This is a genomic window from uncultured Capnocytophaga sp., from assembly GCF_937936315.1.
Lineage (GTDB): Bacteria > Bacteroidota > Bacteroidia > Flavobacteriales > Flavobacteriaceae > Capnocytophaga.
Map to the genome: position 1 here is coordinate 1 of NZ_CALGWU010000066.1, position 8,379 is coordinate 8,379.

Here is an 8,379-nt window from a genome sequence, read left to right on the forward strand (position 1 = left end):
TTTCTTTGATAAAAAGCCTTCTATTAATTTGCAAGAAAACATTGTTGATCTAAAAGACTCGTTGCTGCTTAAATCGAACTCACGTTAATATAAGGAATCCAAAAAAAGATTCGTTTTTTTTTTTTTTTAATAAAAAACTACTGATAATCAGACATAAAGGTAAAGCATAAAATAATATAAGACCTACTATAAAACCCCATCTCCAAGCTTTGTTTGTATCAGCTTTTAACCAATCAATATAAGCTTTTTCTCCAAGTATATAAACTAAGAATGCTATACAAGTTGCAAATATAACAAATGACAATAGTATAATTACTTTGCATAAAGTTTTAAAGTGCATATTCTTACTAATTTTTATCTTTATAAGTAGCAAAACTTACTAAAAGTAGCGAAACAAGTTCTTTATGACTGATTTTCATTGTAGAACTTGCAATACAAATAGGAGCTCCATACATTTTCTGACTCCATTGCATCATCTTTTTTACAAAAAAGTTCTTTTCATTAGCAATAAGAGTTCCTGGATTTCTCACTTGTATCAAAATACTCTTATTCCCTTTGATCTCTAATTCTTGAAAGCCTATTATTTCTTGCCAAGGAATAAGATAATACTTTTGTATTCTTATATGTAGGGCTTTTTCATCTATAGCAAGTACCCATTGATTGTTTAGCAAGTTTTTTATAATAAAAAATAGAGCTGTTAAAGCAAAAACCATAACGATAATACTCATAGCTTCTATAAAAACAATGCTCCTTTTGCCATCATTAGATAATTCATTAGCATTCAGAAAACAAAATATCCCTACGGCTAAGAAAATAATGACTAAGAATAGTAAAAAGATGTTTTTCTTTTTACTAGTAAAGATTTCTATTCGCTCCATTGTTTTATTTTAAAGCTGTAAGTCTTTCTATACCTTTATGATACTCTGTTATAATCTCATTGATAACTTCTTGTACACTTTGTACTTTAGTGATAAGTGAAGCTACTTGCCCTATTTCCAATTCCCCTTGCTCCATATCTCCTTCAAACATTCCTTGTTTGGTACGACGACTACCTACTAAGGCTTTTAGGTTCTCAATAGTAGCTTTTTGGGTATTATATAGCTCTTTCACTTGTTCATAAAAACCATTCTTTAGTAATCTCACAGGGGCTAATTCTTTTAGTGTAAGTTCTGTATCTCCTTCACCAGCTGCTATAACCTTCTCTTTGAATGCGGGGTGTACAGACGCTTCAGTAGTAGCTACAAATCTACTACCTATTTGCACACCATCAGCTCCCAATGCTATTGCAGCTAACATACCACTACCTGTAGCGATTCCTCCCGCTGCAATAAGTGGAACTTCTAATACTCTACGCACCGCAGGAATGAGCACCATTGTGCTGGTTTCTTCACGTCCATTGTGGCCACCTGCTTCAAAACCTTCTGCTACTACCGCATCAACACCTGCTGCTTGTGCTTTGAGGGCAAACTTACTACTACTCACTACGTGAGCTACTTTTATACCTTCTTTTTGTAATAAAGAAGTATAAGTAGCTGGATTTCCTGCTGAAGTAAATACAATTTTTACTCCCTCGCGTAAAATCACTTCAATAGCCTTGTCCATTTCGGGGTACATAATTGGTATATTTACTCCAAAAGGTTTATCAGTAGCCGCTTTGCACTTGCGTATGTGTTCTACAAGGGTTTCGGGATGCATAGAGCCTGCGCCCAATAGTCCCAAACCGCCTGCATTGCTCACTGCTGAGGCTAATCGCCACCCACTTGCCCATATCATTCCTCCCTGAATGATAGGATATTGAATATTAAAAAGTTCTGTAATACGTGTTTTCATTGTCTATAATTTAAAATTATTATCATCATCAAGTTCCTAAAAAGGATTATAACTAACTTCAAAATACTATCTAAGTTAGTTTTACTATTATATTCCTAACTTCCTTACTCTTTCCACTGGTATATAGGATATTTTGATTTCTTTATATCCATACTATCAATAAGCATCCTATAAAGACTATTATCGTGTTGTAAATTCCAAATAAACATCTTCTTTTTATCCTTTTCTATTACGGTATTTCTATATCATTCAAGAGTTAGTGTATTCCATTTAATAAGTTGATTCTCTTCAAAATCTACATAAGAGCTTTCTTTACTTGATGTAAAATATATCTTGGTATCACCTTGTTCAATACTATCTAGATAGTAATCCATACTCAATTTATCTATTATATAGTCTTTCTAGATTGTTAAGGAAGATAGAGTATCTATTTCAATCCGTTGTTCATTAGAAACTAAGGCTCTATAAAAAGCTTTTATTGGAATCTTTTCTAAAACACTATCATTATTTACTACTATTTCCTTAATACTATCCTATTCGTGATCTATTGTGTTTTTCTGTACATTAGATGATTGTCCACAAGCGGTAAAAAGCAATAAAAATGATATATAAAAATATTTTGCAGTCATTATATTCTAACGTTTATTTAAATTTTCCTTATGCGGGTAATAATGATTACCAAACTTATCAAACACATTATCAACTTCCTCTGTAATATCCGATATTACATACCATTGTTCCCAAACATCACCCAAAAAATTATGTGCTCCCGTTATAATCCACGCTATATTTCCTTCTACCCCAAATCGCGGACTGAGTTGTATATGGCTAAACACTTCTTCACCTACTAATTTAGGAAAGTATTGCTCTTGATAAGCCTTTGCTATTTTTAGTGCTTTTCCTTTGCTGAGGTGTATCCTTCTACCTTTAGAGAAAAGTTGTTTATCATACGAATCTTTTTTAAATCCTTGAGAAAAGTAAAGTATATAACGCAAACATTCCATCTCGTATTGCAGTTCCTCATCAGCGAATCCCTCTGAGGTATGTATATCCTTGCCATCCATCTGCATCTTTACATCTATCACATCAATCACTGCTTGCCAAATAGTGCTTTCAAAACCTCTTTCCTTTCTGATACAATATTGTAACAATACCTCTAAAGCCCTTAGCAATTCATAAATAGCTTTTTCCTCAAAATCTGTCTTATCTAGGATTTTCTTATCGATACCTTGTAGAACTTCATAATATTGTTGCATCTTTTCTTTGTTCCACAAACTATTCTCATCTATTACCTGCCATAAATAATCCAAAATATCCCTTAAGCACGCTACTTCTTCTGTATCAAAAAAGATAGTTAATACATCACTACACCTCTCCCATAGTCTTTCTACTATCCAGCACCCCCAAAAAAGCAGATTATATTCTGGAATACTTGCAGTCTCTCTTCTGATTAGTTTTGTATAACTGTCAAAATCCTTGATAGAAATCTCAACCCGCCATACTTCAGCACGTATATTCTCAACTACCATCCCTAAGAAATCTTTCTGTTCAGGGAAAAATGCTCTTATCTTCATTAGATAGTAAGCAAAATTATAGTATACTTCTCTATAAGAAGGAGCTTCAAATACATTCTGCTGATGAGAAATATCAATCCTCTCTACCATATCAAAAAATAAAGTAGGGTGCTCTTTGATTTCCTTTTCCCAAAAATTCATAAGGCACTTTATATAATGGCACTCTTTCTCTATATCTAAAAAAGTACCCTCCTTACTAAACGCTTCATATAATCCAACCAGTCCTTCCATAAAATTCTAAAAAAGGGTTGCCTTTTTAATAGACAACCCTTTTTAATTTATATTCTAATTTACTAATCTAATCAGGCTTTTGAGGTAAGTGATTTGAAAAATACGAATCCAAAACCTAAAGTAAGCATACAGTGGAAAGGAAACATACCAAAGTCATTAAGACGAACAGCACTATATAATCCAAAAGCAAAGTACAACATTAGCAAAAACTCTACTATCATATTAGGCGATAGTTTAGTGTTGATATATTTATTGTTTTTCCAGCTATCACTTAGCGAACTTATATTGAACTTAGGGGTACGTACAAACTCGCTGCGTTTGCCACTATGTCCTTCAAGTACAGCAATAGTATTGTGGAAAGAAAATCCTAAAGCCACTGAGAAGAATGTAAAGAATAGCTTCACATAGTTCAAAAAGTCATCAAAAGTCTTCCCTTGCAAGTTCTTATAAGTAAACCAATAGCAGATAAACAAAATAATAGTACTTGTAATAAAGAAACTAGTGAAGTGGAATATCCATCCTAAATGACCATATTGATTTTTGAGGTATAACATTGGGATACTGAAAATAGCAGTGATAAACACCCATAAAAACATTGAACTATTCAAGAGGTGCATTACTCCGTGAAATTTAGTTTTCCATCCAATATTTTTAGCAGCAAGTAAACGACCTACACTTTTTCGGAAGTTTTCAGCTCCTCCTTTGTTCCAACGGAATTGTTGTGAGCGTGCTGCCGAGATAACTACAGGAAGTTCAGCAGGAGTTTCAACATCTTCCAAATATTTGAATTTCCAATTTTTCAATTGAGCGCGATAACTAAGGTCAAGGTCTTCGGTTAGAGTATCACCTTCCCAGTTACCTGCATCATATATACACGTTTTGCGCCAAATACCTGCAGTACCATTGAAATTGATAAAATAGCCTTTAGAGTTACGCCCTACTTGTTCAAGAGTGAAGTGAACATCAAGAGCTAGGGCTTGTATTTTAGTAAGGATAGAGTAATTACGATTGATGTGTCCCCAACGGGTTTGTACTACCCCTATTTCAGGATCTTTGAAGTAAATAACAGTACGTTTAAGCCAGTCAGGTTGTGGTAAAAAATCAGCATCGAAGATAGCTATAAAATCACCTTTAGCAATAGCTAAACCTTCTTTTAGAGCTCCTGCTTTGAAACCTTGACGTTTTTCACGTCGTATATGCTGAATATCTAAGCCTGTAGCTTGCAAATTTTTGATAATTTCAGCTGTTTCAGCTACTGATTCGTCAGTAGAATCATCAAGTACTTGTATTTCAAGTTTAGTACGTGGATACTCTAGTTTTGCAATATTTTCAAGTAAACGAGGTACTACATACTTTTCATTGTAAAGTGGTAATTGGATGGTTACGTAAGGTATCTCTTTAGGGTCAAGGAGGTTAAACTTAGGAGACTCATCATTTTGTTTGCGGTGTTTTAAATAGTTCAGTAGCAAACTAAGCATTGAAAGACTATATAAAAAAATGCCTATCAAAGCTGTACAATAGATAATAATAATTGTGTAATTAATAAATGTTGCCATAAATTATTGTTTTATGTTCTTTTATTTTGCAAAAGTACGTGTTTTTTTGAATACGCCAAGAAAAAAAAGAATTATTTTTTAGAAAACATTTTTAAATAACTGATTTTTAAAGTGTAAAAAATTAACTACTCTTGTAAATCAGGCTATTATCTATTTCAAAACAAAACCTCGTTTTTCTTTGTATATTCCGCAGAAATAGCCATTTAACTTCTATCTAATTTGCTAAAATATTTTAGCTAATTGCTAATAGAAAATTATTAATTACATATTGAATATCAAAAACTTAAAAAAAATCAAAAAAAAAACATCAACTTTTTTATTGCTATCTCAAAAAAACTTTGTATCTTAGCCCGCTAATTGTAATAAAAACCTTACTTTTATATAGTAAATAATTATGACAGAAGGAGAAAAATTGATTCCTGTTGATATCAGCGAAGAGATGAAATCCGCTTACATCGATTATTCGATGTCAGTAATCGTTTCGCGCGCGCTACCCGATGTTCGTGATGGGTTGAAACCTGTTCACCGTCGCGTGCTTTATGGTATGTTCGATATGGGCGTACTCAGCAATCGTCCCTATAAAAAATCAGCTGCCATTGTTGGGGAAGTACTAGGTAAATACCACCCTCACGGCGATACCGCTGTGTATGATACTATGGTGCGTATGGCTCAGTACTGGAGTTTGCGCTATATGCTCGTTGATGGGCAAGGTAACTTTGGTTCTATGGGAGGTGACCCACCTGCCGCAATGCGTTATACCGAAGCTCGTATGCGCAAATTCTCAGAAGATATGCTTATTGATATCGATAAAGAGACTGTCGACCACCAACTTACTTATGATGATTCTCGTGAAGAACCTATCGTACTTCCTACCCGTATTCCTAATTTATTAGTGAATGGTTCTGCGGGTATCGCTGTGGGTATGGCTACTAATATGGCTCCTCATAACCTTAGTGAAGTAATTGATGGTACTATCGCTTATATTGATAATAATGATATTGAAATAGATGAACTTATCAAATATATCAAAGCTCCTGATTTCCCTACAGGTGGTATTATCTATGGTTATGAAGGAGTAAAAGAGGCTTTTAAAACAGGACGTGGTCGTGTGATTGTACGTGCTAAAGCTGAATTTCAAGAGGTAAGAGGCAAAGAATGTATAGTCGTTACCGAAGTACCTTATCAAGTAGATACATCTATCTTACTGAAAAAAACCTCCGATTTAGTAAAAGAAGGTAAGTTAGAGGGTATTACTGATGTACGCGATGAATCAGCTCGTGGTAAGATTCGTATTGTTTATATCCTAAAACGTGATGCTGTACCTAATGTAGTACTAAACAACTTGTTTAAACATACTGAATTACAAACTTCTTTCAGTGTGAATAACATTGCTTTGGTAAATGGTCGCCCTCAACTATTAAACCTTAAAGAGCTCATTTATCACTTTGTAGAACATCGTCACGATGTGGTGTATCGTCGCACTGATTATGAGTTACGTAAAGCTAAAGAACGTATCCATATCTTGGAAGGTTTTATGAAAGTGATGGCTACAGAAGATACAATGGGTAAAGCTATTGAAATCATCCGTTTTCACGATAAACCTAAAGAAGATTTGATAGCTGAATTTGATCTTACAGATATTCAAGCCGAAGCTATCTTAGCCTTAGCTCTACGCCGTATCAACAAAGCGTTAATATTGCAAACTAAAGAAGAATACGAACAAAAGTTAGCCGAAATACGTGATTTAGAAGATATCTTAGCTCGTAAAGAACGTCGAACTGAAATTATCAAAGAAGAACTTCTTGAAATAAAAGAAAAATACGGCGATGCACGTCGCTCTACTATTGAGTATGCAGGAGGCGAGTTTAGTGTAGAAGATATGATCCCCGATGATAAAATGGTCATTACCATTTCTCACGCAGGTTATATCAAACGTACTTCCCTCAGTGAGTATAAAACACAAAGTAGGGGAGGGGTAGGTCAAAAAGCCTCTACCACTCGGGACCAAGATTTCTTAGAACACCTATTTGTAAGCTCTAATCACCAATATCTATTGTTCTTTACCCAGAAAGGTAAATGTTTTTGGATGCGCGTCTACGAAATCCCTGAAGGTAGCAAAACTGCCAAAGGTCGTGCTGTACAAAATCTTATCAATATAGAACAAGACGACAAAATTAAAGCCTTTGTGAGCGTTCAAAATCTCAAAGATGAAGAGTATATCAATAACAACTACCTCATTATGGCTACCAAACAAGGTACTGTAAAGAAAACCTTGCTCAAAGAATACTCCCGCCCACGTCAGAATGGTATCAATGCCATTACTATTAAAGAAGGCGACGAGCTTATCGAAGCTAAACTTACCTCAGGCAGTAGCCAGCTGATGTTAGCAGTGAAATCAGGTCGTGCAATACGTTTTGGAGAAGACAAAGTGCGTGCAGTAGGCCGTAATTCTCAGGGAGTACGTGGTATCGACCTCGACATTGAAAACGATGAAGTAGTAGGTATGATAGCTATCGAAAACCCACGCGAAGAAACCGTATTAGTTGTCTCTGAAAATGGTTATGGAAAACGTTCATACATCGATGACCCTGAAACACACGAGGCTGTTTATCGTATCACTAACCGTGGTGGTAAAGGAGTTAAAACTATTTCTATTACGGAGAAAACAGGTCAGTTAGTAGCTATCAAGAGCGTGTTAGAGGGAGAAGATTTGATGATTATCAATAAATCAGGTATTGCAATACGCCTCTCCATCGATACACTGCGCATCTCCGGACGTGCTACGCAAGGTGTAAAACTCATCAATATCAAAGGTAAAGACTCTATCGCAGCTGTTACTAAAGTAATGAAAGAAGATGATGAAGAAACCGATGCTGCTGAGGAAGTAACACCTCCTACTGAAGAATAAAAATCTGTGTTCATAATTAATAAAGAAAGGTCAAACGGAAGTTACTTCATTTCTCTTTAGGTAAGAACTTACTTCCGTGATTACCTTTCTTTTTTATTTTATACTATGGGAAAAACAATCAACATACAAAAAGTTGCCCTTAGGCAAAACGCCCTTTATATCCCTGATACTATGGTCTCACAAAGAGCTATACAACCAGGAACATTAGAATTAGTAACAGCCCTACGCCAACATGGTTTTGGGGTTACTGAAGACCTTTTGCATGCTATCAATGGTACTA

The 8,379-nt window shown here is 34.9% G+C and carries 5 protein-coding genes; 1 reads left to right on the forward strand and 4 read right to left on the reverse strand.

The window, feature by feature from the left end; genetic code table 11:
- Positions 1-347: 347 nt before the first annotated feature.
- From Q0162_RS13105 to Q0162_RS13120, 4 genes are all read right to left on the reverse strand, one after another.
- Positions 348-878 (reverse strand): STM3941 family protein, encoded by a 531-nt coding sequence (locus tag Q0162_RS13105; protein ID WP_297892594.1) that lies wholly within the window; start codon positions 876-878, stop codon positions 348-350.
- A gap of 4 nt (positions 879-882) precedes the next feature.
- On the reverse strand, positions 883-1,830 hold the full coding sequence (locus Q0162_RS13110) for a nitronate monooxygenase family protein (RefSeq protein ID WP_002678039.1): 948 nt from the start codon (positions 1,828-1,830) through the stop codon (positions 883-885).
- Between the two features lie 635 nt (positions 1,831-2,465).
- Entirely contained in the window at positions 2,466-3,545 is a 1,080-nt protein-coding gene (locus Q0162_RS13115) for a hypothetical protein (protein ID WP_297892597.1), read from the reverse strand.
- Between the two features lie 161 nt (positions 3,546-3,706).
- Positions 3,707-5,191: a cellulose synthase family protein gene (locus Q0162_RS13120; protein WP_297892600.1), complete on the reverse strand. Its 1,485-nt coding sequence runs from the start codon at positions 5,189-5,191 to the stop codon at positions 3,707-3,709.
- 394 nt (positions 5,192-5,585) lie between these two features.
- Between Q0162_RS13120 and gyrA the strand changes: the two genes are divergently transcribed.
- Complete coding sequence (gene gyrA / locus Q0162_RS13125) at positions 5,586-8,099, forward strand: DNA gyrase subunit A (protein WP_297892602.1); 2,514 nt, start codon at positions 5,586-5,588, stop codon at positions 8,097-8,099.
- The last annotated feature ends 280 nt before the right edge of the window (positions 8,100-8,379 follow it).